At 65.8% G+C, this 22,156-nt stretch carries 22 protein-coding genes; 6 read left to right on the top strand and 16 right to left on the bottom strand.

The features are described 5' to 3' along the window. Window positions 1–225: 225 nt before the first annotated feature. A complete protein-coding gene (locus V9K93_RS14570; protein ID WP_005409896.1) occupies window positions 226–690 on the bottom strand; it encodes an Lrp/AsnC family transcriptional regulator in 465 nt (154 codons plus the stop codon). A 127-nt stretch (window positions 691–817) separates the two neighbouring features. Here V9K93_RS14570 and V9K93_RS14565 point away from each other — a divergent pair, with 127 nt between their 5' ends. From V9K93_RS14565 to V9K93_RS14540, 6 genes are all read left to right on the top strand, one after another. Next, entirely contained in the window at window positions 818–1,549 is a 732-nt protein-coding gene (locus V9K93_RS14565; RefSeq protein ID WP_136637903.1) for an AzlC family ABC transporter permease, read from the top strand. After that, window positions 1,546–1,860 (top strand): AzlD family protein, encoded by a 315-nt coding sequence (locus tag V9K93_RS14560; protein ID WP_005409898.1) that lies wholly within the window; start codon window positions 1,546–1,548, stop codon window positions 1,858–1,860. Before V9K93_RS14565 ends, V9K93_RS14560 begins: the two co-directional genes overlap by 4 nt. A 220-nt stretch (window positions 1,861–2,080) precedes the next feature. Further along, on the top strand, window positions 2,081–2,662 hold the full coding sequence (locus tag V9K93_RS14555; RefSeq protein WP_337302772.1) for a hypothetical protein: 582 nt from the start codon (window positions 2,081–2,083) through the stop codon (window positions 2,660–2,662). A 380-nt stretch (window positions 2,663–3,042) separates the two neighbouring features. Continuing rightward, window positions 3,043–3,516, top strand: a complete 474-nt coding sequence (locus V9K93_RS14550) for a hypothetical protein (protein WP_046986200.1) — start codon at window positions 3,043–3,045, stop codon at window positions 3,514–3,516. Between the two features lie 134 nt (window positions 3,517–3,650). Continuing rightward, window positions 3,651–4,079: a PAS domain-containing protein gene (locus V9K93_RS14545; RefSeq protein WP_005409905.1), complete on the top strand. Its 429-nt coding sequence runs from the start codon at window positions 3,651–3,653 to the stop codon at window positions 4,077–4,079. Beyond that, window positions 4,076–5,605: a diflavin oxidoreductase gene (locus V9K93_RS14540; RefSeq protein WP_337302771.1), complete on the top strand. Its 1,530-nt coding sequence runs from the start codon at window positions 4,076–4,078 to the stop codon at window positions 5,603–5,605. The genes V9K93_RS14545 and V9K93_RS14540 overlap by 4 nt, the downstream gene beginning before the upstream one ends. Before the next feature lie 249 nt (window positions 5,606–5,854). Here V9K93_RS14540 and V9K93_RS14535 read toward each other — a convergent pair whose 3' ends face one another. From V9K93_RS14535 to V9K93_RS14465, 15 genes are all read right to left on the bottom strand, one after another. Then, a complete protein-coding gene (locus tag V9K93_RS14535) occupies window positions 5,855–6,523 on the bottom strand; it encodes a sulfate/molybdate ABC transporter ATP-binding protein (RefSeq protein ID WP_136637900.1) in 669 nt (222 codons plus the stop codon). Next, complete coding sequence (gene modB, locus V9K93_RS14530) at window positions 6,513–7,196, bottom strand: molybdate ABC transporter permease subunit (protein WP_337302770.1); 684 nt, start codon at window positions 7,194–7,196, stop codon at window positions 6,513–6,515. Before modB ends, V9K93_RS14535 begins: the two co-directional genes overlap by 11 nt. Before the next feature lie 3 nt (window positions 7,197–7,199). Further along, window positions 7,200–7,943: a molybdate ABC transporter substrate-binding protein gene (gene modA, locus V9K93_RS14525; protein WP_337302769.1), complete on the bottom strand. Its 744-nt coding sequence runs from the start codon at window positions 7,941–7,943 to the stop codon at window positions 7,200–7,202. A 19-nt stretch (window positions 7,944–7,962) separates the two neighbouring features. Next, the gene (locus V9K93_RS14520; protein ID WP_012511268.1) at window positions 7,963–8,739 is read right to left on the bottom strand and encodes a helix-turn-helix domain-containing protein; all 777 of its coding nucleotides are present in this window, start codon (window positions 8,737–8,739) and stop codon (window positions 7,963–7,965) included. An 11-nt stretch (window positions 8,740–8,750) separates the two neighbouring features. Beyond that, window positions 8,751–9,965, bottom strand: a complete 1,215-nt coding sequence (locus V9K93_RS14515) for an oxygen-independent coproporphyrinogen III oxidase (RefSeq protein ID WP_136637898.1) — start codon at window positions 9,963–9,965, stop codon at window positions 8,751–8,753. Between the two features lie 127 nt (window positions 9,966–10,092). Next, on the bottom strand, window positions 10,093–11,424 hold the full coding sequence (locus tag V9K93_RS14510) for an MFS transporter (protein ID WP_337302768.1): 1,332 nt from the start codon (window positions 11,422–11,424) through the stop codon (window positions 10,093–10,095). Window positions 11,425–11,447: 23 nt separating this feature from the next. After that, the gene (locus V9K93_RS14505) at window positions 11,448–12,347 is read right to left on the bottom strand and encodes a peptidylprolyl isomerase (protein WP_337302767.1); all 900 of its coding nucleotides are present in this window, start codon (window positions 12,345–12,347) and stop codon (window positions 11,448–11,450) included. A 3-nt stretch (window positions 12,348–12,350) separates the two neighbouring features. Continuing rightward, a complete protein-coding gene (gene narI / locus V9K93_RS14500; protein ID WP_010485313.1) occupies window positions 12,351–13,058 on the bottom strand; it encodes a respiratory nitrate reductase subunit gamma in 708 nt (235 codons plus the stop codon). Beyond that, window positions 13,055–13,735 carry a nitrate reductase molybdenum cofactor assembly chaperone gene (gene narJ / locus V9K93_RS14495; protein WP_337302766.1) on the bottom strand — a complete coding sequence of 227 codons (681 nt, stop codon included), beginning with the start codon at window positions 13,733–13,735 and terminating at the stop codon, window positions 13,055–13,057. Before narJ ends, narI begins: the two co-directional genes overlap by 4 nt. Beyond that, entirely contained in the window at window positions 13,735–15,279 is a 1,545-nt protein-coding gene (narH, locus tag V9K93_RS14490) for a nitrate reductase subunit beta (protein ID WP_006371184.1), read from the bottom strand. Before narH ends, narJ begins: the two co-directional genes overlap by 1 nt. Then, on the bottom strand, window positions 15,279–19,073 hold the full coding sequence (locus tag V9K93_RS14485) for a nitrate reductase subunit alpha (RefSeq protein ID WP_337302765.1): 3,795 nt from the start codon (window positions 19,071–19,073) through the stop codon (window positions 15,279–15,281). The genes narH and V9K93_RS14485 overlap by 1 nt, the downstream gene beginning before the upstream one ends. Window positions 19,074–19,145: 72 nt before the next feature. Further along, complete coding sequence (locus V9K93_RS14480) at window positions 19,146–20,564, bottom strand: NarK family nitrate/nitrite MFS transporter (RefSeq protein WP_337302764.1); 1,419 nt, start codon at window positions 20,562–20,564, stop codon at window positions 19,146–19,148. 144 nt (window positions 20,565–20,708) lie between these two features. Next, window positions 20,709–21,074, bottom strand: coding sequence for a DUF7009 family protein (locus V9K93_RS14475; protein ID WP_136637891.1), 366 nt, complete (start codon window positions 21,072–21,074; stop codon window positions 20,709–20,711). Beyond that, the gene (gene mobA, locus V9K93_RS14470) at window positions 21,071–21,619 is read right to left on the bottom strand and encodes a molybdenum cofactor guanylyltransferase (RefSeq protein WP_337302763.1); all 549 of its coding nucleotides are present in this window, start codon (window positions 21,617–21,619) and stop codon (window positions 21,071–21,073) included. The genes V9K93_RS14475 and mobA overlap by 4 nt, the downstream gene beginning before the upstream one ends. Before the next feature lie 33 nt (window positions 21,620–21,652). After that, window positions 21,653–22,153: a molybdenum cofactor biosynthesis protein MoaE gene (locus tag V9K93_RS14465; RefSeq protein WP_125895830.1), complete on the bottom strand. Its 501-nt coding sequence runs from the start codon at window positions 22,151–22,153 to the stop codon at window positions 21,653–21,655. Window positions 22,154–22,156: the final 3 nt, after the last annotated feature.

Here is a 22,156-nt window from a genome sequence, read left to right as displayed (position 1 = left end):
GGGTGAGGGCGCTTTGCTTGCGAAGCACTGCTTCGCAAGCGCCCGAACGCCCAGCCGCCAGCGGTTGGGCCGGCCTGGGGGTTTACGGCGTCCCCTGCAACCGGACCCGCCCCGCCATCCCACGGAATACACGCTGTTGCTTCGGCTGTTGCTTCTGAGGTTGCCGGCCAGCGACCGGCACTACCGCGGGTGCCGGGTGCAACCCGGCCGGGAACCACCCATTCCTCAAAGCGGCAGCTGGGTGGTCTGCTTGATCCGCTGCATCGGAATCTCGGTCTTGGTGTTCTGCACCCCGGCAATCCGGTTCAGGTGCTGCATCTGGAACTGCCGGTAGGCATCAAGATCGGCCACCGCCACCCGCAGCAGGAAGTCGCAGTCACCCGCCATCAGATGGCATTCAAGCACTTCCGGGAAAGACTTGATGCTGTTGATGAAGTGATTGGTGGTGTCCTCGTCCTGTCCGCGCAGCCACACCCGCACGAACACCGTAAAACCACGGCCCACCTTGGCCTCGTTCAACAAGGCCACGTAGCGGTCGATGTAGCCGCCCTCCTCCAGCAATCGCACCCGGCGCAGGCAGGCCGAGGGCGAAAGGCCCACCTGCCGTGCCAGCTCCAGGTTCTGCAGGCGGCCGTCACGCTGCAGGGCGTCGAGGATGCGGCGATCGAGGTTGTCGAGCTGGTACTGCATTGGATTTCACCTTTGGCGACCTTGGCCGCATGGAATCTCAATATTCCCGAATCGGATGGCATCAACGCAACCCGATTTCGCGATTGGGCCGCTAGCATGGGCCACCCCCACCTCGTTGTGCCGTTCCATGGACGCCCGTACCACCCTCCCCCTGCCCGACACCTGCGATACCGCGCCGCGTGCCGAATTCCTGCGCGGCCTTCGCGCTGCCGTGCCGGTGATGATCGGCTTCATTCCGTTCGCCCTGGTGCTCGGCGCCCAGGCCGCACAGAAGGGCCTGAGCGCACTGGAAGTGCCGCTGATGACCGGCCTCAACTTCGCCGGTGGCTCGGAATTCGCCGCCGTCGAACTGTGGAGCTCGCCGCCGCACATCGCGCTGATCGTGGCGATCACCGCGCTGGTCAACAGCCGCCACCTGCTGATGGGCGCCAGCCTGGCCCCGTTGCTGCAGCACCTGCCGCGCCGCCGCGTGCTGCCGGCCCTGTTCTTCATGTGCGACGAAAGCTGGGCGATGGGCGTGGCCGACGCCCGCCGCCGTGCGCTCGGCTTCAGCCTTTCCTACTACCTGGGCGTCTCGGCCGGCCTGTACACGGTCTGGGTGGCCTGTACGGCACTCGGCGCGATCGTCGGCCCGATGCTGGGCGACATCCACGCTTATGGTTTCGACATGGCCTTCCCCGCCGTGTTCCTGGTGCTGCTGCGCGGCATGTGGCAGGGCATGAAAGCGGCGCGTCCGTGGCTGGTCAGCCTGGTGGTGGCCGCGGCCACCTACCTGCTGATCCCGGGCGCATGGTACGTGGCCAGCGGCGCATTGGCCGGCCTGGCGGCAGCCTGGCTGCTGGCGGAGGACGCGGCATGATCTTCAACGGACTGATCCACTGGACCTCGGTGCTGACCATCGTGCTGATGGCCGCTGCCACCTACCTGACCCGCATCGTCGGCTTCCTCGCGCTGCGCAACCGCACGTTGAGCAAGCGCGCGGTGACAGTGATGGAAGCCGCGCCGGGCTGCGTGCTGATCTCGGTGATCGCCCCGGACTTCGTCGCCGACAAGCCGGCTGACCTCGCCGCGCTGGCGATCACCCTGCTGGCCGCCACGCGGTTGTCGATGCTGCCGACAGTACTGATCGGCGTGGTCTCAGCGGGTGTGCTGCGCTATCTGATGGGCTGACGCAGAAGCGCCTCCACCACGTGGTGCGGCTGGAGACACAAGTGTCGCCATTGGCACGACCTGTGCATTTGTCTGGCGCGTCAAATGTGGCTCCGAACCAACTACTGGAGGTATTTGAAACAATTCTGATTGCCTGATCGAGCCTGAGCCGATACGGATTGACTGCCGAAACAGCAGGTTGAGCTGATCGGTCAATCGAAGTCCAACATGGAGGATACCAATGAGCAATCTACGATTTATCGTGGCAGCTGTCGGTATCACCCTCACCTCTACTGGCTGCGGGCCAATGGAGTGGCAGTTGAGCGCATCGTGCGAAGAAACCAAGAAGTGCCGGATGGAAGGCAGGATTGGAGGCAAGATCGGCGGAGGCGAACGCGACGGCCTACCTTGGTTCGAGCGGATTCTGCTGGCGTCGACATCAGAAGTACCAGACGCCGCGCAGTTCGAAATCGACGTCTCGGGTTCATCCATAGCCTTCCCGGCCAATGGGTCTGTAACCCTGCTGCTGTTTGATGGCCGGCAAGGAGCCACCATCGCCGCCAAGCAGTTCCAATGGCATCGAACAGGAACCATCCTCCGGCTTGTCGATCCGGATGGAGTGAACGCATGGGCCGCAGCTTCGTCCGGTCCTGCGACCGAGTTGAGGTACGACCTCGCAACATTCGATGTAAGTGCAGCCCCTGGACCAAACACCATCGCGGCGGCCTCACGATACGGCGGAGCCACCAAGACGGCCTCAGTCTCGGACTTTCAAGTCTGTACGAAGTATCCATCGCCGTATCAATGCGGGCTGACCCCCTGATGCAGCGCCGTCAGTCCAGGCGTGCCCAACCGGGCCTCCCCCTCGGGCTCTATGCTGGGCTGGCGGCAATCCTTCTGGCCACAAGTGCGTGCCAATCCATCCAGCTGCCTCCCCGAAACCTGGTCAGTACCGATGGAGGGTATGCCACCCTGCTGCGAGGCCCTTCCTCACATCTGAAGATCAGCACAGTGTCGATGCTTCCCGGCCCGGAAAGCTCGGAGTTCCCCAATCGGTCCATCGAGTGCGGGTGGTCATCCGTCGCAACTCGAGTTCTCTGGGCAGATCGAGCGCTTTCGGCCATGCAGGCGTCACGGCTCTGCGAGGCCGCCGCACGATCCGCTGGACTGCCGCTCCAGGCCAATGGGCAGGAACGGACGCCTATGCGCTATCAGTTGACGATCGTAAGTGACGGAGGCGGCATCTGGCGACAGCTGCCGGGACCAGAGCCGCCGGGCCAGATGGTCAGCTTCTGGTTTCCCTCCGGTCCCGACACCGACTCGCTGCGCAGGCGCGTGATCGCCACCACCGCCCATGAGTTCCAGCATATCGCCACCGCATTGGCAGGACAGCATCGGCGCGGCGGGCAGCGGGAGCAAGACGCCTATCTGGCAGGCGCATGCGCCCAGCTGATGATCGAAGGCGCCGTTGCACGTGCGGATCTGCCTGGCGGACACGATCCGCGAGCTGATCCGTTTCTGCCATCGGCAGCCAGGCGCTCCGCGCATGCAGGCAGTACGACCGGGGGAGCGCTGCTGCAGTTCTTCGGTGACGCGGACACCTTGCACATCAATGAGGGAGGCCGCCACCTGATGCGGCATTGCCACGAGACGATCGGCTTTCCCCTGCAGCAGTGAACGCTCCCTGCGACACCCGGTCGCAGGCCATCCCGCCACCCGCTTGATCAATGTCAAACCGCCCGCCGCCGCGCGGGCGTATCTCTATGCGGGAACCCAATACGCCGGCGTCACCGGCATCCAAAGGACCTGCGATGAGCTACACCCCCGACAACGCCCAGCTGCTGAATGCCATGCAGAACGTCATGGTGATCTCCACCACCGACCTGCAGGGCAACATCACCTACGCCAACGACCTGTTCTGCACGCTCACCGGGTTCGCGCGCGAGGAACTTATCGGCCAGCCGCACAGCATCGTGCGCCATCCTGATGTGCCCAAGGCGGTCTACAAGGACATGTGGGACACCATCAAAGCCGGCAAAACCTGGACCGGCATCGTGCCCAACCTTGGCAAGGGTGGCGTGCTCTACGTGGTCGACACCACCGTGCAGCCGCTGTTCGACGCCGACGGCAACATCACCTCGTACATCAGCATCCGCCGCGTGGTGAACGACCTGATGCAGAACTACGACCTGGTCGAGTTCAGCAAGGAAAAGTTCGACGACTTCTACGAGGCCGCGTGAACGCTCTCCCGACCAGTACGCCCTTCAGCCGCCTGCTGGTGGGTTTCGCGTCCGAGTCGGGCAATGCCCGCGCCCTGGCCCAGCGCCTGGGCGCGGACCTGCAGCCGCACGCGCCGCAGGTGCTCCCGTTCAACGATATCGACGTGGCCAGCCTCGGCCACGGCGATGTGCTGCTGGCGATCTCCAGCTCGTTCGGTGACGGCGAACCGCCGGCCAACGGCGAACAGTTCTTTGAAACCCTGCGCCAGACTCCGACACTGAGCGGCCTGCGCTATGCGGTGTTCGGCCTCGGTGACACCGGCTACCCCAGCTTCTGCGGCTTCACCAAGGCGCTGGATGCCGCGCTGAGCGATCGCCAGGCGCAGCCGCTGCTGCACCGCGTGGATGCCGACCTGGGCTACGAGCAGTTCTTCCAGCAATGGCGGCCGGTGCTGGGCCAGGTGCTGGATGGCGACGCGAACGCTGGCCAGGACCTGCACCTGCAGGTCACTGCCTATGGCGAAGACAATGCCTTTGCCGCCCCCATTCTCGAACGCCGCCGCTTGAACAGCAGCGACCCGGCTGCCTGGCACCTGCAACTGGACATTGCCGGCAGTGGCATGGCCTACCGCGCCGGCGACACCCTGCACGTGGTACCCGAGAACGACCCTGCACTGCTGCAGGCATTGGCCACCTGGTACGGCGACACCGCCGCTGTGGCTGCGCTGCATGATCGGGAGCTGCGCCTGCTGAGCAAGGGCGTGCTGCGCGAACTGGCCAAGCTCGGTGGCAGCGACGTACTGAAGGGCCTGTTGAAGGTCAGCCAGAAGCGCGAGCTGGAAGCCTACCTGCACGGCCTGGACCTGCTGGACATACTGCAGGACCACGCCACCCCGGACAGCATCCCGCTGGCCCGCCTTCGCGAGCTGCTGTCACCACGCCTGCCGCGTTCCTATTCCATCGCCTCGCACCCGTATCACGACCAGCTGAGCCTGTGCGTGCGCGAAGTGCGCTACACCCTGCGCGGTCGCGAGCGCTTCGGCACTGCCACCGGCAGTCTGCTGCACGGCGGCGATACCGCTCGGGTGTACTGCCGTTCCAATCCCGGCTTCCATCTGACCGACGCGGGCGATGCACCGCTGCTGCTGGTCGGCACCGGCACCGGCATCGCACCGTTGATGGGCCTGATGCAGGAACTGCAGGCCAACGCCTGCGAACGCGAGGTGCACCTCGTGTTCGGCGAGAAGCACAGCCAGCACGATTACCTGTACCGCGAACAGCTGCAGGACTGGCGCGCGCGCGGTGTGCTGGCCGGCCTGCATACCGCGTTCTCGCGCGATGGCGCCGAAAAGGTCTATGTGCAGCATGTGCTGCAGCAGCGCGCCGACGAAGTGCGCGATGTGCTGGCCCGTGGCGGGCATCTGTACCTGTGCGGCAACAAGAGCCACCTGGAAGGTGCGGTGCGCGAGGCCATCGATGCGATCGGTGGCGAGGGGCACTGGGACACGCTGCGATGTGAAGGCCGCACGCACTGCGAGCTGTATTGATCCATTCCACTGGATTGCCCGAACGCTGGATTGGTAGAGCCGGCCGCTGGCCGGCTGCTCCGGAATTCGTGGTTGCCGGCCAGCGGCCGGCACTACCATCAGCTGTAGACAACCATCGCCTGTGCGTCGCGGAACCTCTGGACCGGTAGAGCCGGCCGCTGGCCGGCTGCTCCGGATTCCATGGTTGCCGGTCAGCGGCCGGCACTACCATCAGATGTAGCCAACCATCGCCAGTGCGTCCATCACGGGTCAATCGCCGACGATACGGCCGTCGACGACGCGTGCCACCTGCTGGCCGAACATGGCCACATCCTGCGGGTCGTGGCTGATCAACAGCAGCGGAATGCCGGTTTTGTCCAGTACCGTCTCAAGTTCCTGCCGCAGGTGCTGGCGAAGATCATGGTCCAGCGCGGAGAACGGCTCATCGAGCAGCAGTGCCTGCGGCTGCGTCACCAAGGCGCGTGCAAGCGCGGTACGCTGGCGCTGTCCACCGGATACCTGCGAGGGCAGCAGATCGCCCACCGTGTCGATGCGGAATGCGTGCAACCACTGCTCCACCGCATCGAAGCGCTGGCCAGTCCGCGGATTCAACCACCCCTTCTGCAATCCGAACGCCACGTTCTGGCGCACGCTCAGGTGCGGGAACAACGCGTAATCCTGGAAGACATAACCCAACCGGCGGCGCTGCGGCGGCAGATCCACGCCGGTGGCCGCATCGAACAGGGTCTGCCCCTGCAGGCGCACATGGCCCTGCCCCGGCCGCAGCAGCCCGGCCACCGCCTTCAGCGTCAGGCTCTTGCCCGCGCCCGAGGGCCCGAACAGCACCACCTGCCGCTGCGTGCACTGCAGCGATACGTCCAACACGAAATCCTGGCCGGCCGCCTGCAGCCGACGCTGCACCTGCAGGTCAAGCCACATCACGCAGCTCCCGGCGACGCCCGCCCACCAGCCGTGCGGCCAGCAGCAGGATCACGATGCACACCACCGAGGTCAGGATCACCAGCGCATTGGCCTTGCCGTCCTGACCGGCCTGCACCGCTTCGTAGATGGCGATCGACAGCGTCTGCGTGCGGCCCGGAATGCTGCCGGCCACCATCAGCGTGGCACCGAACTCACCCATCGCACGGGCAAACGCCAGCAGCAGGCCGGCGAGGATGCCGCGCCAGGCCAGCGGCAGCGTGATGCGGAAGAACACCGCCGCTTCGGACACACCGAGCGTGCGTGCGGCCTGCTCCAGCTGTCCGTCCACTTCCTCGAACGCCGCGCGTGCCGGCTTGAACACCAGCGGCAACGAGGCCACTGCGGCGGCGATCACTGCAGCCTGCCAGGTAAACACCAGGTTGATGCCAAACCACGACTGCAGCCATGCACCGATTGGCCCATTACGGCCGATCAGCACCAGCAGGTAGTAACCCAGCACGGTCGGCGGCAGCACCATCGGCAGGGTCAACACCGAATCCAGAAGCTCGCGACCGGGAAAGCGCCGACGCGCCAGCAGCGCGCCCAGACCAACGCCCAGCACCAGATTGATCGCGGTGGCCCAGCCGGCCACCTTCAGCGACAACCCGAGCGCGCTCCAGTCGAGATCCATGCCTCAGGGCTTGCCGAACCCGTGCCTGGCCAGGATCGCCTGGCCCTGCGTCGAACGCACGAAGGTGGCGAAGCGTTTGGCCTCGGCCGGCTGCGCGCTGGCCTTGGTCACCGCCAGCGGATAGGCGATGCGCCCGGCCACCGGCACCGCGAAGGCACGACGCACGCGGTCGGGCATGGCTTGCGCATCGGTGGCATAGACGAAACCGGCATCCACTTCACCGCGCGCCACGTAGTCCAGCGACTGGCGCACGTTCTGGGTGGTGATCACCCTGCCCTGCACCGACGGCCACAGGCCCGCCGCTTCCAGCGCGCCCCTGGCGTAGCGGCCGACCGGAACACTGTCCGGGTTGCCCAGTGCGATGCGCTGCACGCCGGCACCGGTCAGGTCCTTCAAGCTACGCGGCGCGACCTTGGCCTGCGGCGGCACCACCACCCACAGCGCGTTCACCGCGAATACCTCGCGGGTGCCCGCCGCCAACAGGCCCTGCTGCTGTGCCTGGTCCATCGTGGTTTCATCGGCCGAGGCGAACACGTCCACCGGCGCGCCACGGCTGATCTGCTGCAGCAGTACGCCAGACGCAGCGAAGTTGAAATCGACGTTGGTGCCCGGGTGCGCCTTCTCGTAGGCCGCGCCTAGTTCACGGAAGCTCTCGGTCAGGCTCGACGCCGCCGACACCGTCAGGTCGGCCGCCCAGGCCGGCACCGTGGCCAGCAGTCCCAGCAACAACAGTCCAGCGCGCTTCATCGTCGGCTCCCGGCCAGGTTCAGTTCGGATCGGATTCGTCGGCCACCGCCAGCGCCGCCAGGCGCTCGGGCTGCAGCAGCAGGATCTCACGCTGTTTCACCGCGATGATCCCATCATCGCTCAGGCGGCGCAGCACGCGGCTGGCGGTTTCCGGCGCCATCCGCAGGTAATTGGCGATCTCGGTGCGTGCCATGGTCAGGTTGAAGCGCGTGGCGGAAAAGCCGCGCCGCGCGTAACGCTCGGACATGTCCAGCAGGAAGGCGGCCATGCGCTCTTCGGTACGGTGATTGGCGGCCAGAGTCGCGACCTTGCCGATCTCCGCGCTGAGCAGGCTGAACAGCTTGGCCTGCAGCCCCGGCATGCGCGTGGCCAGCAGGCTCAACTTGGGGAACGAGATACGGCACAGGTGCACGGTGTCCAGCGCCACCGCATTGCAGGGGAAGCGCGAACCGTGGATCGCATTCAGGCCGATCACTTCGCCCGGCAGGCTGAAGCCCAGCACCTGCTCGTTGCCCTGGCTGTCATCGACGAAGGTCTTGACCATGCCGGCGCGCACCGCAGCAATCGAATCGAACGATTCACCGGCGCGGAAGATGTAGTCACCCGCATGGAACGGGCCGACGTGGTCGACCAGCACGTGCAGGTCGCCCAGCGCGGTCTTGTCATAGCCCTGCGACATGCAGGCATCGGAAAACGCACAGGTGCTGCAGAAGTGCAGCGCGTCGCCATCATCGGCGGCGGCGGGGTTCGGCGTGGCCCGGCCGAGGCGACCCTGGGAAGGCGGAGTTGAAGACATCGGGGCAGGACTCAAGCGATGGCGGCCGCCGGCCGGAAGCATGCGGCCATCATACGCCACAGCAACCGCCCTTCTTCGGCCAGGCGCAGCACACGTGCATCCCACTGCGCCCAGCCACGTGCCAGCAATGGCGACAACGCCGGCAGCTGCTCGGCGAAGCATTCTTCGAACGGTTCATCGTTGCGCCATTCGAAGGCGGCCGCATCGAGGGCGTGATCGCAGGCGATGCTCTGCGCCACCTCGGCCGCCAGTCGCTCGTCTTCGGACAGGATCAATCCGGCAGACACGCCCATATGCCCGGCCTGCAGCCGCGCACGCCATTCGCCCAGTTCGTCCTCCAGGCGGTAGAACACCTCGCCGATCTGGCTGCAGGCGGACAGGCCGAGGCCGATGAAATCGCTGCGGTCGCGGCGTGGCACGCCGGCCAGGTCGCAATGGCGCTGGCCATCGCCCGGACCATGCGGGTTGGGCAGGTCGCCGCGTTGATAGTGATCGCCACCGATCGGTTCATAGCCCGCTGCGCGCAGCAGCCGCCAGCTCTGCAGCCATCGTGCGGCTGAGGGATGCTCTGGCAGCGCGCAAGGCGCCGGCAGCAGGATGCGCTCGGGCGCTTCGGCCAGCACCTCATGCAGTCGTTCGATGAAGCCGGTGTCCTCGCTGCCGGGCACCCGCAACTGGTAGTAGCGCGCGGTGAAGCCCACCTGTCGCGCCTGTGCCAGCAGGGTCGGCCCCGGCGCGTCGGCGCGATCGATCACGTTCAGGCGGGTACAGCCCACCGCACGCAGCTGTGCCGGTGCCAACGCGCTGCCCGCATCCAGCCGCACCTCAACCTGGGGCCGTGCCACGGTGCGCAGGTGCTGCGGCACGGCGTCCAGCAGCTGGCCCAGCTGTGGCGGTGGCAGCGTCTCGGCCAGCCCCAACTGCAGCACCATCGCCACCACTTCACGATCCTCGGCGAGCGCGACGGCCTGCAGACGCAGCGCCAGCAGCAGCGTGTCCAGGTATGCCTGCGGTGGCGCATCGCGTCCACCACGACCGGCCTGGAAGCCGAGCGTTAGGCCGCGCGGGATGAGGTGCTCGTTGCTGGCGCGCACGGCGGCGCGCCAGCCGCTTTCACCAAAGCCGGTGCTGAACTGGTCCGCAGGCGGGAACAGCACGTGCCGGGGCTGCCGCAGCAATGCCGCCTGCAGCGCAGTGTCCTCGCTCTCGTCAACGTGGAAGCTCATGGCAGACATCTTCGGGCGTTCCTCTTCGCGTGGCCCTGATTGAAATCAAGCGTGGCGCATCTGAGGGGTGCTGCCGGCCAGCGGCCGGCACTACCCCTTCACCCACGCCGCTGGCCGGCAGCACCCCTCACCCGCCGCGCACCCGCTCGGCGGCGGCCGCATCGATGGCTTCGGGCAGATCGGTTTCGCGGTCGATCTGCGGGAAGTGGCGGCGCTCCATGCGGCGAATAGCAAAATGCATCCACGCCAGTGCAGCCGCAACCAGCACGAACAGCAGCATGAAACAGCTGCTCCAGATGCCCACGGCATCGTTCAATGCCCCGAACACGATCGGCAGGATGAAGCCACCCAGGCCGCCGATCATGCCGACCACACCGCCCACCGCGCCCACATGCTTGGGGTAGTACACCGGAATGTGCTTGTAGACCGCGGCCTTGCCCAGCGACATGAAGAAGCCCAGCACGAACACCAGCACGGTGAACATCACCACGCCGATCGCCAGATGGAAGTGGATCGGGCCGTGGATGCCTTTCACCACATATTCGGTATCCGGATAGGCCAGCAGGAAGGTGCAGATGGCCGACACACCGAAGGTCCAGTACATCACCCGGCGCGCACCCATCCGGTCCGACATCCAGCCACCGACCACGCGGAACAGGCTGGCCGGGATCGAATAGCACGCCGCCAGCATGCCGGCGTGCCCCACGTCCATGCCGTAGGCGCCCACCAGGTAGTGCGGCAGCCACAGCGCCAGCGCCACGAAGCCACCGAACACGAAGAAGTAGTACAGCGAGAACCGCCACACCTGCAGGTCCTTCAGCGGTGCCATCTGCTCGGCGAACGGCACCGGCTTGACGCCATCACGGCGGCGCTGTTCCAGCGACGGATCTTCCTTGCTGAACAGGAAGAACAGCACCGCCGTGATCGCCAGCGCGACCGCCCAGACATTGGCGACCATGGTCCAGCCGGCGGCCACCATCACCAACGGCGCCAGCAGCTTGGTCACCGCCGAGCCGATGTTGCCGGCACCGAAGATGCCCAGGGCGGTGCCCTGCTTGCTGGCCGGGAACCACTTCGACACGTAGGCCACGCCCACCGAGAAGTTGCCGCCGGCGATGCCCACGCACAGCGCGGCGATCAGGAACTGGGTGTAGGTCTGCGCGTAGGTCAGCATCCAGGTGGCCACGGCGCCACACAGCATCACCAGCACCATCACCTTGCGGCCACCGAACTGGTCGGACCAGATGCCGAGGAAGACGCGGCTGACCGAGCCGGTCAGCACCGGCGTGGCGATCAGCAGGCCGAACTGGGTGTCATTCAAGCCGAGCTGTTGACTGATCTGGATGCCGATGATCGAAAAGATCATCCACACCGCAAAGCACACGGTGAAGGCGAACGTGCTCAGCCACAGCGCACGCTGCTGCTGCCCGGCACTGGCGGGGGCAAGGGCCTGGTTCATGAATTCTCCTCGTTCAAGGGGGTTCAGCCGATATCCGCTTCGGCTTCGATCTCATCCAGCCCGCGCACCGGGTAGCGCTCCTGCAGTTGCAGCAGGTAGGCCTGCACCTCGCGCTGCCGTACCTGCAATTCCAGGTAGTCACGCAGCTGCGGCAACACGGCCTCGAACGATTGCGGCTGGCCTTCCTCGCGGGCATCGACGCAGACCACGTGGTAGCCCCAGCGCGATTCCACCGGGAAGCCGGCCAGGCCCTCGCGCAGGCGGAACACCTGGCGGTCGAACTCCGGCGTGGTCTGTCCGCGCTGCAGCCAGCCCAGGTCGCCGCCCTCGCTGCTGGACGGGCAGCGCGAATGGCGCAGGGCGAAATCGGCGAACAGGTGTGGCGACTCCTTCAGCAGCCCGACCAGCCGCTCGCCTTCGGTGCGTGCGGCGAAGCGCCCGGCCACGTCGTCGGCCGGCGCGGCCAGCAGGATATGGCGCAGGCGCACGCGATCGGGCGAGCGGAAGCGCTCCGGGTTCTGCTCGAAATAGCGGCGGCAGTCCTCGTCGGTCGGTACGCGGTCTTCGATCGCGTCTTCCAGCAGTTGCTGGATCAGCACTTCCTCGTCGCTGACCCGGTTGCCCTCCGGTGCCTGCAGGCCCAGCCGCTGCGCTTCCAGGCGCAGCAGCTCGCGCACCACCAGAGCACGTGCCGCTTCGGCACGTGACTGTTCCGGGCGCATCGCCCGGTGGTGCTGCATCTCGCGAGCGATGTCGGCCTCACTGATCGCGGTCTCGTCCACGAACAGCCGGCACGGTGCCGGCTGCCCGAGCGAGCGCGTTCCCTGCTCCGCCGGGTCGTGGTGGTGCGAATGGGCCTCGGACGGAACCGGGGCATTGGAGTCGATCACGGTGATCGGCAGGAATTTCGGCAGGCTGCCCATGAACTACTCCCGCGGACCATAGCGCAGCGTGGCCTGGCGACGGCGCACCACCTGGTATGGCCTCCACAGGTAGCTGATTGGAATGCTCCACACGTGCACCAGGCGGGTGAACGGCGCGATCAGGAACAGGGTCAGGCCCAGGAAGATATGCATCTTGTAGACCCAGCTGACGCCCTCGATATAGTCGGCGGCACCGGCGCGGAAGGTCACGATGTGCTGCGCCCACTCGGCCAGCTGCACCATCACCCCACCGTCCAGGTGACCGGATGAGATGCGGATGCTGTACAGGCCCAGGCACAGCTGGGCGAACAGCAGCACCAGCACCAGGGTGTCGCCGAAGCTGCCAGTGGCACGCACGCGCGCATTGAAGAGGCGGCGTACCAGCAGGATGCTGATGCCGATGAAGCACAGTGCGCCGAACACGCCGCCCACCACCATCGCCAGCATCTGCTTCTGCGACGAGGTGATGAAGTGCTCGTACACCGCGTGCGGGGTCAGCAGGCCGACCAGGTGGCCACCGAGGATGGCCAGGATGCCGATGTGGAAGCAGTTGCTGCCGATCCGCATGCCCTTGTCCGACAGCATCTGGCTGGAGCCGGTGCGCCAGGTGTACATGGCCTTGTCGTAGCGCGCCCAGCTGCCGATCAGCAGCACCGCCACGGCGATGTACGGGTAGTACTGGAAGGCGAATTGATGCAGGGAGTAACTCATGGCTGGACCTCTCGATGCGAAGGACGGGCCGGCGAACGCACGGGTGGCTTGCAGTCTTCGGAGGGTGCCTCGGCGCCGAAGCGCACCGCCTCCTCCTCCCACAAGCGGTCCATGGCCTCGGCGGTATCGTCGCGGACTTCCTCGCTGGCACGCTGGCGCAGCGCCTGCAGATCGGCCTTGCCGTTGCCGGCTTCGACCAGGATCTCGAACAGCACCCGGTGCGGCAGCTCGCGCTCGGCGGCACGCGCCGCCAGCATCCCGGCGATATGGCCGATGTGGCGCAGCCACTCGCGGGCCTCGCTGCCGGGGCGATGGGCCAGGAACTCCAGCAGCAGTGGCAGGTAGTCCGGGAGCTCGCGCGCATCCAGTTCGAAGCCGTTGCGGCGGTAGGTTTCGACCAGATCGACCATGGCCTGGCCACGGTCGCGCGACTCGCCATGGATGTGTTCGAACAGCAGCAGGCTCATCGAACGGCCGCGGTCGAAACTGGCCAGCCATGCCGCCTGCGCATCCAGCGCGTCGGTATCCAGCAGTTGCTGCACGAAGCTGCGCAGCTGCTGGCGGCGGGCGGTGTTCAGCGCCGTGTCGTCGCAGGCGGCGAGCAGTTCCTCGCCGTGCTGCCACAGTTCTTCACGGGGGTAATCCAGCAGCACCCCGACCAGCTTGAGCACGCTCATCACACCACCTCCTTGCGGCGGTGGTTCGGACCCTTGTCCACCACGAAGGTGGTGCTCTTGCGCTGGCCGAACAGGTCGGCCGGGCTATCACCGTTGCAGCCGTTGCCGAAGGTGAAGCCGCAGCCGCCGCGCTCGCCGAAGGCATCGTTGGCATACTCGCGGTGGCCGGTCGGAATCACGAAACGGTCCTCGTAGTTGGCGATGGCCAGGTAGCGATACATCTCTTCCACCTGGGCGATGCTCAGCCCGGTCTGCTCCAGCACTGCGGTGTCTTCCACGCCGTCCACGTTCTTGGCACGGCGCCAGGCACGCATGGCCATCAGCCGTTCCAGCGCGCGCACCACCGGCGCCTCGTCACCGGCCGTCAGCAGGTTGGCCAAGTAGCGCATCGGGATGCGCAGCGAGGCCACGTCCGGCAGCTCACCGCTCATGCCCACGCGGCCACGCTCGGCAGCGGACTGGATCGGAGACAGCGGCGGTACGTACCAGACCATCGGCAACGTCCGGTATTCCGGGTGCAGCGGGAGCGCCAGCTTCCAGTCGATCGCCAGCTTGTACACCGGCGACTGCTTGGCTGCATCCAGCCAGCTGTCCGGGATGCCCTCCTTGCGCGCGGCAGCGATCACCTCCGGGTCATTCGGGTCCAGGAAGATATCCAGGTGGGCCTGGTACAGGTCCTTCTCGGCGGCCACCGAGGCGGCCTCAGCGATGCGGTCGGCGTCGTACAGCATCACGCCCAGGTAGCGGATGCGGCCCACGCAGGTTTCCGAACATACGGTCGGCTCACCCATCTCGATGCGCGGGTAGCAGAAGATGCACTTCTCCGACTTGCCGCTCTTCCAGTTGTAGTAGATCTTCTTGTACGGACAGGCCGACACGCACATGCGCCAGCCACGGCACTTGTCCTGGTCGATCAGCACGATGCCGTCTTCCTCGCGCTTGTAGATCGCACCCGACGGGCACGCCGACACGCAAGCCGGGTTCAGGCAGTGCTCGCACAGGCGCGGCAGGTACATCATGAAGGTCTTCTCGAAGGCGCCGTAGATCTCCTTCTGCACCTGGTCGAAGTTGTAGTCGCGCGAGCGCTTGCTGAACTCCGAACCCAGGATCTCCTCCCAGTTCGGGCCCCACTCGATCTTCTGCATGCGCTCGCCACTGATCAGCGAACGCGGCCGCGCGGTGGGCTGGTGCTGGCTGTCCTTGGCGGTGTGCAGGTTCTGGTAGTCGAAATCGAACGGCTCGTAGTAGTCGTCGATCTGCGGCAGGTCCGGGTTGGCGAAGATCTTGGCCAGCATGCGCCAGCGGCCACCTGCACGCGGTACCAGCTTGCCGGCGCGGGTACGCACCCAGCCGCCGTTCCACTTGTCCTGGTTTTCCCATTCCTTCGGGTAGCCGATGCCCGGCTTGGTTTCCACGTTATTGAACCAGGCGTATTCGACGCCCTCGCGCGAGGTCCAGACGTTCTTGCAGGTGATCGAGCAGGTATGGCAGCCGATGCACTTGTCCAGGTTCAGCACCATCGCGATCTGTGCACGGACCTTCATCACACCACCTCCTTGGCGGCGGCCGGTACAGCCTCGCCCATCGCTCCTGCGCGTCCTGCGCCCGCGACACTCGAACTTCCTTGTTCATCGTCAAGCCAATCGATCTTGTCCATCTTGCGCACGATCACGAACTCGTCGCGGTTGGTGCCGCAGGTGCCGTAGTAGTTGAAGCCGTAGGCCAACTGCGCGTAACCGCCGATCATGTGGGTGGGCTTGAGCACGATGCGGGTCACCGAGTTGTGGATGCCGCCGCGGGTGCCGGAAATCTCCGAACCCGGCACGTTGATGATGCGTTCCTGGGCGTGGTACATCATCGCCATGCCTGGCATCACGCGCTGGCTGACCACCGCACGCGCGGCGATCGCACCGTTGACGTTGAACAGCTCGATCCAGTCGTTGTCGACGATGCCGGCACTGCGCGCGTCGTCCTCGCTGATCCACACGATCGGGCCACCGCGCGACAGCGTCTGCATGATCAGGTTGTCGCTGTAGGTGCTGTGGATGCCCCACTTCTGGTGCGGGGTGATCCAGTTCAGCACGATCTCCTTGTTGCCGTTCGGGCGCTGGTTCAGCAGCGGCTCCACCGTGCGCGTATTGACCGGCGGCCGGTAGCCCATGAAGGCCTCGCCGAAGTCGATCATCCACTCATGGTCCTGGTAGAACTGCTGGCGACCGGTCACCGTGCGCCACGGAATCAGCTCGTGCACGTTGGTATAGCCGGCGTTGTAGCTGACGTTGTCGTCTTCCAGGCCCGACCAGATCGGCGAGGAGATGATCTTGCGCGGCTGCGCCTGGATGTCACGGAAGCGGATCGCCTCGTGCTCCTTGCCCACCGCCAGATGAGTGTGCTCGCGACCAGTGAAGGTGCCCAGCGATTCCCAGGCCTTCACCGCCACATGGCCGTTGGTCTCCGGTGCCAGGTGCAGGATCACCTCGGCCGCGTCGATCGCGGTCGAGATGGCCGGACGGCCCTGGCTCACACCCTCGTCGTGCACGGTGTGGTTGAGTTTGCCGAGGAATTCGACTTCGTGCTTCGTGTCCCAGCTCATGCCCTTGCCGCCGTTGCCCAGCTTGTCCAGCAGCGGGCCCAGCGAGGTGAACTTGCGGTACAGGTTGGGGTAGTCGCGCTCCACCACCGTCATCGACGGCATGGTCTGGCCCGGAATGGCCTCGCACTCGCCCTTCTTCCAATCAGCCACGCCGAACGGCATGCCCAGCTCGTTGGGGGTGTCATGTAGGGTCGGCACCAGCACCAGGTCCTTCTCCACGCCCAGCACACCGGGCGCCATCTCGCTTACGGTGCGGGCAACTTCCTTGAAGATCTCCCAATCACTGCGCGATTCCCACGCAGGATCCACCGCCTTCGACAGCGGGTGGATGAACGGGTGCATGTCCGACGTGTTGAGATCGTCCTTCTCGTACCAGGTGGCCGTTGGCAGCACGATGTCCGAGTACAGCGCGGTGGTGCACATGCGGAAGTCCAGCGTCACCAGCAGGTCGAGCTTTCCTTCCGGCGCTTCGTCGCGCCACTTCACTTCCTCCGGCTTGACCGCGCCCATCTCGCCCAGGTCCTTGCCCTGCAGGCCGTGGCGCGTACCCAGCAGGTGCCGCAGCATGTATTCGTGGCCCTTGCCCGAGGAACCGAGCAGGTTCGAGCGCCAGATGAACATCATGCGCGGGTGGTTCTGCTGCGCGTCCGGATCGGCAAAGGCGAAGTCCAGCGAACCATCTTTGAACTTGCCCAGCGCATAGTCGGCCGGGGCCACGCCGGCCGCTTCGGCCTCGCGCACCAACTGCAGCGGGTTGCGGTCCAGCTGCGGTGCGCTCGGCAGCCAGCCCATGCGCACCGCACGCAGGTTCAGGTCGGCCAGGCTGCCGCTGTACTTGCTGGCGTCGGCCAGCGGCGACAGCAGCTCATCCACCTGCAGCTTCTCGTAGCGCCACTGCCCGGTGTTGAAGTAGAAGAACGAGGTGCCGTTCATGTGGCGCGGCGGGCGGCTCCAGTCCAGGCCGAAGGCCAGCGGCTGCCAGCCGGTCTGCGGGCGCAGCTTTTCCTGGCCCACGTAATGCGCCCAGCCGCCACCGGTCTGGCCCACGCAACCGCACATGATCAGCATGTTGATCAGGCCGCGGTAGTTCATGTCGTTGTGGAACCAATGGTTCATCCCGGCGCCGACGATGATCATCGAACGGCCATGGGTCTTGTCGGCGGTGCGCGCGAACTCGCGGGCGATCTCGATCACCTCGGCGCGCGACACGCCGGTGATGCGCTCCTGCCACGCCGGTGTGCCCGGCACCATGTCATCGAAGCTCGATGCCACGTTGCCGCCGCCAAAGCCACGGTCCACGCCGTACTGGGCCAGCAGCAGGTCGTAGACCGTGGCCACAAGGGTCTCGTCACCGTCGGCCAGCGCCAGGCGACGCACCGGGATGTTGCGTTCCAGTACCTCGTCGGCCGGTGCGGCGGTCCAACCTTCCGACTCGATGCCACCGAAGTACGGGAAGCTGACCGCCTCGATGCCCTCATGGGCGTCGGCCAGGCTCAGGCGCAGGCGCGTATGGGCGCCATTGCTTTCCTTCTCCTCGATGTTCCACTTGCCCTTCTCGCCCCAGCGGAAACCGATCGAACCGTTGGGCACCACGATCTGGCCGCTGGTCTCGTCCAAAGCCAGCGTCTTCCAGTCCGGATTATTGGCTTCACCCAGGCCACCCAGCTCGCTCGCACGCAGGAACCGGCCCGCCACCAGACGGCCATCGTCGCGGCGCTCCAGTCGCACCAGCATCGGCATGTCCGAGTACTGTCGGCAGTAGTCCTGGAAGTACTGCGAGGGCGAATCGACGTGGAACTCGCGCAGGATCACATGGCCGAAGGCGAATGCCAGCGCCGCATCGGTGCCCTGCTTGGGGTGCAGCCAGTGATCGGTCAGCTTGGCCAGCTCGGAATAGTCCGGGCAGATCGCCACCGTCTTGGTGCCGTTGTAGCGCGCCTCGGTGAAGAAATGCGCATCGGGCGTGCGCGTCTGCGGCACGTTCGAGCCCCAGGCGATGATGTAACGGCTGTTGTACCAGTCGGCCGATTCGGGCACGTCGGTCTGCTCGCCCCAGATCTGCGGCGAGGCCGGCGGCAGGTCGCAGTACCAGTCATAGAAGGACAGGCAGGCGCCGCCCAGCAGCGACAGGTAGCGCGCGCCGGCGGCGTAGGACACCATCGACATCGCCGGAATCGGCGAGAAGCCGACCACGCGATCCGGGCCGTGCTGCTTCACCGTGTACAGGTTGGAGGCGGCGATGATCTCGTTGGCCTCTTCCCACTGCAGGCGCACGAAGCCACCCATGCCACGGCGGGTCTTGTACGAACGCGCCTTCTCCTTGTCCTCCACGATGCTGGCCCAGGCATCGACCGGGCCCTTGCTCTTGCGCGCCTCGCGCCACAGGCGCAGCAAAGTGCCGCGGATCAGCGGGTACTTCAGCCGGTTGGCGCTGTACAGGTACCAGGAATAGCTGGCGCCACGCGGGCAGCCACGCGGTTCATGGTTGGGCAGGTCCGGGCGCGTGCGCGGGTAGTCGGTCTGCTGGGTCTCCCAGGTGACCAGGCCGTTCTTGACGTAGATCTTCCAGCTGCAGGAGCCGGTGCAGTTCACGCCGTGGGTGGAGCGTACGATCTTGTCGTACTGCCAGCGCGCGCGGTAGCTGTTCTCCCAGTCACGGCCTTCGCTCTTGGCGAATCCGTGGCCATCGGCAAAGGTCTGGGGGTCACGCTTGAAGAACTGCAAGCGATCGAGGAAATAACTCATCGGGGGTCTCCCTTTGCGGACATCGGCATCGTGGCTGTGTGTGTCATCTGGCTGCGGTGCGTTTTCATGTCGTCAGCAGGGTGTCTCGGCACCGCGCCGGTAGTACCACCACCAGGTCACGGCCAGGCAGGTGACATAGAAAACAACGAATCCGTACAGCGCCATGTCGGGGCTGCCGGTCAAGGTGATGGACGAGCCGTAGCTCTTGGGAATGAAGAAACCGCCATAGGCACCGATCGCACCGGAGAAACCGACCACCGCCGCCGATTCGATGCTGGCCTGGTGGGCAGCAGCAGCCTTGCCCTCGGCGTTGTCGCTGGCCGACCAGCGCTCATGCAGGGTGCGGAAGATCACCGGGATCATGCGGAAGGTGGTGCCGTTGCCGATGCCACTGAGCACGAACAGCGCCATGAAGCTGAGCAGGAAACCGTAGAAGTTGCCGCCCTGGCCGTGACTGGGCAGGAAGTGCAGTACGCCGAACACTGCCGCGATCATCAGCGCGAACACCCAGAAGGTCAGGCGTGCGCCGCCCCAGCGGTCCGCCATGCTGCCGCCCACCGAACGCATCAATGCACCCAGCAGCGGGCCGATGAAGGCGTAGGCCAGCGGGTTCACGTCCGGGAACTGGCTTTTCACCAGCATCGGGAAGCCGGCCGAGAAGCCGATGTAGGAACCGAAGGTGCCGATGTACAACCAGCACATCAGCCAGTTGTGCTTGCGGCGGAAGATCACCGCCTGCTCGGAGAACGACGAACGCGCACTGGTCAGGTCGTTCATGCCGAACCAGGCCGCGATGGCGCACAGCGCGATGGCCGGCACCCAGATGAAGCCTGCGTTCTGCAGGAACAGTGGTGCCCCACCCTCCACCGCGGGCTGCGGTGCACCACCCAGCGCACCGAACACGCCCACGGTGATGACCAGCGGAATCACCGCCTGCGCCACCGACACGCCCACGTTGCCGAGGCCGGCGTTCAGGCCCAGCGCAAGGCCCTGCTTCTGCTTGGGGTAGAAGAAGGAGATGTTGGACATCGACGAGGAGAAGTTCGCGCCACCGAACCCACACAGGATCGCAATGGCCACGAACACCCAGTACGGCGTGGCCGGATTCTGTACCGCAAAGCCGAGCCAGAGCGTCGGCGCCAGCAGCGAGGCCGTGGACAGCGCGGTCCAGCGGCGGCCACCGAAGATCGGGATCACGAATGAATAGAAGATGCGCAGGGTTGCGCCGGACAGGCTGGGCAGCGCCACCAGCCAGAACAGCTGGTCGGTGCTGAAGTTGAAGCCGATCTTCGGCAGGCTGATCGACACCGCTGAGAACAGCACCCAGACCGAGAAGGCGAGCAGCAGCGAGGGGATCGAGATGACCAGGTTGCGGGTGGCGACCCGCTTGCCGGTGCGCTCCCAATAGCTGGGGTCTTCCGGCGTCCAGTCGCTGATGACGCGACCTGGACTGGCAGTGCTGCGGACAACAGGATCGCTACCGACGGTCATACATGGCTCCAAGGCTGTGGAATGACGTGGGTACTGCTTTCAAGTTGTGACCCGTCGTCATGCAGCCATTAGGCCGCGCAGCAACAACGACGGGGTTGATCTGGATCAATCAGGGGGCGGTTTCCACCCTGCCCCTGACAAATGTCAAACCGAAGGCGCGGTGGTGCGGCGGGTCACCCCGCGCTGGCGTACGCTGTCGCGCACGTCCACATCGAACTGCAGCTGAAGCTGGCCGCCATCTTCCAGGGCAATGTCGAACGGAAGGCCGTCACGGCAAGGCAGCCGTGCAGCCAAGGCCTCAACGGCCGGGCGCGGCAACACCAGGCGGCAGAAGGTGCCTGCGTCCAGCAACACGGGCTGCTCGCCGCCATGCAGCGACACCGCCATGCCCCAACCTTCAATACCGCCGAAGCGGGTCATGTTCTCGACCGATTCACCGGCCAGCAGGCGCGCCAGTTCGGCCTCGTCCAGGCGAAGCCGTACTGATTGATCCTGCAACTGCACTTTCATGACGCAACATCCTCCCATTGTTCGGGGGTATTGCAGTTGACCAGGCAGGCTTCGTCAACGCTTTCCAGCAGCAGCGCGTGCATCTGCAGGCGGTGCTGGAAGGCCTGTACCGAGCGCGGCCCCTGCGCATCATCCAGCATCGCGGCCAGCACGCTACGAGTGGCATTGTCCACATTCAACCGCATGGGAAAGGGATGCCCGTCAAAGATCGTGCACGCGCCCCGCCCCTCGGCAGCCAGCCGTTGCAGCAGCCGTGGCGCCAGCAACGGCGTATCCACCGCTACCACCCAGGCCGGGCTGTCGGGCATCTGCTGCATCACGCTGTGCAGTCCACCCAGGGGACCGCAGCGCGCCACCTGATCGGGGATGCCGCCGAAGGCCGGATAGTCGCCGCTCACCCACACCCGTTCGGCGCCGGCCTGCAGCAGCAGGCCACGCATATGTTCCAGCAGGGTGCGCCCCTTCCACGGCAGCAGCGCCTTATCGCGCCCCATCCGGCTGGACAGGCCACCGGCCAGCACGATGCCGTTGATGGTTCCATTCATGGTAGAGCCACGCCACGCGTGGCTGCAGCGGACTCAATGGTGGTGGTCGTGCGCATGGTCATGGGCATGTGCGGGCTCGCTGTCCGCATGGCACAGGCTGCAACCCTCGCTCCACTCGCTGTCGCCGTCCTCGTAATGCTCCTGCTTCCAGATCGGGCACTGGTGCTTCACCACCTCGATCAACTGCCGGCAGGCCCGGAACGCCTCGTCCCGGTGCGGGCTGCCGGCCGCCACCACCACCGCCACATCGCCGATACCCAGGCGGCCCTTGGCGTGGGCCACATACAGCTTCAGCTTCGGACCAAACGTGGCCTCGACCTCGGCAGCCAAGCGCTTGAACTCGTTCAGCACCAACGGTTCGAACAGGTCGTAGGTGATCCCGTTCACCGGCCGACCGATATTGACATCACGCACCTTGCCGATGAACACATCGATGCCACCGAACCCCGGATCGGACACCGCCGCGATGCCCTCGGCCGGATCGATCGCCGCCTGCGCGCGGTCCACCACCTTGGCGATGATCTTCTCGCTCATCGC

Source organism: Stenotrophomonas sp. CCNWLW162 (assembly GCF_037203745.1).
GTDB classification, from domain to species: domain Bacteria; phylum Pseudomonadota; class Gammaproteobacteria; order Xanthomonadales; family Xanthomonadaceae; genus Stenotrophomonas; species Stenotrophomonas maltophilia_AQ.
Note: the sequence above shows the minus strand (reverse complement) of the source record. Positions and strands in the feature narration are given on the sequence as shown.

Coding starts and splice junctions, on each gene's coding strand:
- V9K93_RS14520 (WP_012511268.1), bottom strand. CDS start 8,739: ATGTCTTCAACTCCGCCTTCCCAGGGTCGCCTCGGCCGGGCCACGCCG.
- mobA (WP_337302763.1), bottom strand. CDS start 21,619: ATGAATGGAACCATCAACGGCATCGTGCTGGCCGGTGGCCTGTCCAGC.
- V9K93_RS14485 (WP_337302765.1), bottom strand. CDS start 19,073: ATGAGTTATTTCCTCGATCGCTTGCAGTTCTTCAAGCGTGACCCCCAG.
- V9K93_RS14565 (WP_136637903.1), top strand. CDS start 818: ATGGACGCCCGTACCACCCTCCCCCTGCCCGACACCTGCGATACCGCG.
- V9K93_RS14555 (WP_337302772.1), top strand. CDS start 2,081: ATGAGCAATCTACGATTTATCGTGGCAGCTGTCGGTATCACCCTCACC.
- modA (WP_337302769.1), bottom strand. CDS start 7,943: ATGAAGCGCGCTGGACTGTTGTTGCTGGGACTGCTGGCCACGGTGCCG.
- V9K93_RS14560 (WP_005409898.1), top strand. CDS start 1,546: ATGATCTTCAACGGACTGATCCACTGGACCTCGGTGCTGACCATCGTG.
- V9K93_RS14535 (WP_136637900.1), bottom strand. CDS start 6,523: ATGTGGCTTGACCTGCAGGTGCAGCGTCGGCTGCAGGCGGCCGGCCAG.
- V9K93_RS14480 (WP_337302764.1), bottom strand. CDS start 20,564: ATGACCGTCGGTAGCGATCCTGTTGTCCGCAGCACTGCCAGTCCAGGT.
- narH (WP_006371184.1), bottom strand. CDS start 15,279: ATGAAGGTCCGTGCACAGATCGCGATGGTGCTGAACCTGGACAAGTGC.
- V9K93_RS14465 (WP_125895830.1), bottom strand. CDS start 22,153: ATGAGCGAGAAGATCATCGCCAAGGTGGTGGACCGCGCGCAGGCGGCG.
- V9K93_RS14505 (WP_337302767.1), bottom strand. CDS start 12,347: ATGGGCAGCCTGCCGAAATTCCTGCCGATCACCGTGATCGACTCCAAT.
- V9K93_RS14550 (WP_046986200.1), top strand. CDS start 3,043: ATGCGCTATCAGTTGACGATCGTAAGTGACGGAGGCGGCATCTGGCGA.
- V9K93_RS14510 (WP_337302768.1), bottom strand. CDS start 11,424: ATGAACCAGGCCCTTGCCCCCGCCAGTGCCGGGCAGCAGCAGCGTGCG.
- modB (WP_337302770.1), bottom strand. CDS start 7,196: ATGGATCTCGACTGGAGCGCGCTCGGGTTGTCGCTGAAGGTGGCCGGC.
- V9K93_RS14515 (WP_136637898.1), bottom strand. CDS start 9,965: ATGAGCTTCCACGTTGACGAGAGCGAGGACACTGCGCTGCAGGCGGCA.
- V9K93_RS14545 (WP_005409905.1), top strand. CDS start 3,651: ATGAGCTACACCCCCGACAACGCCCAGCTGCTGAATGCCATGCAGAAC.
- narJ (WP_337302766.1), bottom strand. CDS start 13,735: ATGAGCGTGCTCAAGCTGGTCGGGGTGCTGCTGGATTACCCCCGTGAA.
- V9K93_RS14570 (WP_005409896.1), bottom strand. CDS start 690: ATGCAGTACCAGCTCGACAACCTCGATCGCCGCATCCTCGACGCCCTG.
- V9K93_RS14475 (WP_136637891.1), bottom strand. CDS start 21,074: ATGAAAGTGCAGTTGCAGGATCAATCAGTACGGCTTCGCCTGGACGAG.
- narI (WP_010485313.1), bottom strand. CDS start 13,058: ATGAGTTACTCCCTGCATCAATTCGCCTTCCAGTACTACCCGTACATC.